Source organism: Rhabdochromatium marinum (assembly GCF_016583795.1).
Lineage (GTDB): Bacteria > Pseudomonadota > Gammaproteobacteria > Chromatiales > Chromatiaceae > Rhabdochromatium > Rhabdochromatium marinum.
In genome coordinates this window covers 1-2,063 of record NZ_NRRS01000148.1, presented here as the reverse complement: position 1 = coordinate 2,063, position 2,063 = coordinate 1, and the positions used below count along the sequence as shown (strand labels likewise).

At 47.0% G+C, this 2,063-nt stretch carries 2 protein-coding genes; both read left to right on the top strand.

What is annotated here, in order from left to right; genetic code table 11:
- The first annotated feature begins 169 nt into the window (after positions 1-169).
- Positions 170-739: a hypothetical protein gene (locus CKO36_RS18815; RefSeq protein ID WP_200286438.1), complete on the top strand. Its 570-nt coding sequence runs from the start codon at positions 170-172 to the stop codon at positions 737-739.
- Positions 740-864: 125 nt separating this feature from the next.
- A complete protein-coding gene (locus CKO36_RS18810; RefSeq protein WP_200286437.1) occupies positions 865-1,368 on the top strand; it encodes a hypothetical protein in 504 nt (167 codons plus the stop codon).
- The last annotated feature ends 695 nt before the right edge of the window (positions 1,369-2,063 follow it).

Genomic DNA, 2,063 nt, shown 5'->3' with positions numbered 1-2,063 from the left:
AATCGCTCAAGCAGAGCGCGTACCATGACCGTGGCAGGCGCGCGTTCAGCAAACCGGTTGAGAACATCATCAAACATCGGTTGTCAACTCCAACTCTAGAAATAATATCCATATTATACAATGAGTTGCATCACCTTAAAAGGGCTGATTTAAGGACTTACTTAACACCGTGACGGATAACGAAAACAAAAAAGCATGTTACGTGTTATTCCACCAACTGCGCAGAAGACTAGTTGACGAGGTAAGCAGCTTGTCTAGAAGAGCCAACCTTAACTTAATTATAGGAATAATTACATCAATTACGGGAATAGTATTGCTTTCTGTCTTCGCCGTTTCAAACGGCGGTCATGTTTTAATGATTAGCGCCGCAGATAATTCTAGTGTTTCTGTTCAAGGAAATGAGGCTTTGCCTTTGCTGCTAGGATACCTGCCAAAGCTGTCCTTGGTTCTTCTTATAGAGCTGTTTGCTTTTTTCTTTCTCAAGCTTTACCGATACAGTCTAATGGAAGTTAAGTATTTCCAGAATGAAATCACAAGCTGTGAAATTAAAATGATGGGGCTTGTTGCGTCAATTGACAGCGAATTGAAGGCTTCTGTTGTCGATCACTTTATAGCGGTAGAGCGTAATTTTATTTTAAAGAAAGACGAAAGAACTATAGATCTGGCCCGTGAAGAAATCGAAGCGAGTACGGTAAAGAATTTTGTAGATAAAATCGCGTCACTAAAAGCCAGTAAATAGCGCAAAGAAAATGCTTCTAACAAACGCCTCCACCCGACCCCTGTTTCGCTGCGCGCTGTCGCGCTACGCTACATAGGGTCGGGTGAGGCGAAACGTTACATTTTCATTCACTTAAGGAGGCTTGATTGAAATTTACGGATAAACTCAAAAAATCTAAAAAGCGATCTAGATTGGCTTATATAGTTGCTTTCTTAGCTATTGCATATTTTTTGATGACGAGCATTAAGGGAATTTACTTTTGGACAGATGGAAGCAGTTTTCCGCCAGCCGAGAGCATAAACTCGGGTATTAAATGGTTATTTTCTAAAACATGGAAATTTCCCATAAGTAACCTTTGGGAAGTGATACCGGCGATACCATTTGAAGGCAGAGACATTCTTTCGTTCTATAAAGTTATTGTTCCTCCGGCTGTTGTACTTGTTATTTGTGCATTGTTTATAACTGATTATCGCGCTTTAAGATCTAAATTCTATGAACTTAAAGCAGAAATCGAAAAAGAACTTACTCTACGTGAAATGCGAAAAGACGCGGGTCTAGAAACATTGAGTGAGTCCGCAAGCATAGACGTTGTAATAAGTAACGCAACCAATAATGACCCGGCTTGGCATAATACCGGTTGGGGAAAGTAATTATTGGTGTTGCTATAGCAGCAGTTGTTGCGGCAATATGTTTAAAATAGAAAAATGTAATCGGGTGGCCGGGGGTTTCTCTCCCCCAGCTCCCACAGCACCCCGCATGCGGGTCCGCACGGGGCGCTTCCTCCGGATGTGAAAGTACGATCGAAATGACCGCCTCCAATGCTGGCTACAACAGGGTCCGCCAAGAGCGCTTCACCCGCTCGGGTGCGATGCGCTCAGTGAGAACCGCGTGGCTCACTCGTTGCCGAAGGTTCAGGCCTTCACCCTGTCCCACCCATTACGGTGGGCCTTTGGCTACTATGCCGTCTGCTGACTTCTGCCCCGTCACGCCGGGCGTTGCCGCCCGACGCGCTGCCCGAGTCGCGGTAGGGTCCGGTGGCCATTCCAGCGCTTTCGCACTGGGCCTCAGTTCGACTCCCGTAGGCACACGGACCGCATGCGAGACAGATATCCCCGGATAAGAACATGAACTTTCGGTACACAACCGCCGCATTTACCCTATCCCCTGCACCTGGCGGGCTTCGTCACCTTGTGCTGACTCGCCCAGGGACTGAGCCTTCGGGTGCGGCCTTTGAATAATGTGATCACCCGAAACAGGCGGCACCGAATTGATCAATTCGCTGCCAAAATTGTTGCCAGCGCCCGGTCGTTTGGCTCAGCGCCCGCAGGCTGAGTACAATCCCGGC